Here is a 374-nt window from a genome sequence, read left to right as displayed (position 1 = left end):
AACTAAGTAAACTCCAAGGACCTCATAAGTCTAAAAGACAACCAAGACCGCCACGGCATCGCGGGCACCACCCGCACCGTGGAGATCACCGACGGCAAGAACGGGTGGCACAGCCACATCCACGCCCTGCTGTGGACCGACGAGGCCGCGACCCGGGCCGCCGCCGACGAGCTGGAGCAGGAGCTCTTCGAGCGGTGGGTCAAGCGCTGCAAGGCCGTTGGCCTGCCCAAGCCTGCCCGGGGCCAGAACGGCAAGGGTGGCGCCGTGCGCGTCGACCCGGCCGACCGCTCGAAGGCCGGCGCCCAGACGCTCGCCCGCTACCTGGCCAAGGTCCAGGAGGCCCAGGAGGACGACACGGTCGTCAGCCGCGACCT

General features: G+C 68.7%; 1 pseudogene. It reads left to right on the top strand.

Annotated features, from left to right (window positions below):
• Nucleotides 1-78: 78 nt before the first annotated feature.
• Nucleotides 79-374: pseudogene (locus tag ACFT4A_RS42455) on the top strand (hypothetical protein); the annotation flags it as partial.

Origin of the sequence: Streptomyces sp. NPDC057099, assembly GCF_042671245.1 — a bacterium.
GTDB lineage: Bacteria > Actinomycetota > Actinomycetes > Streptomycetales > Streptomycetaceae > Streptomyces > Streptomyces purpurascens.
This window is presented reverse-complemented; position numbering and strand designations above follow the sequence as displayed.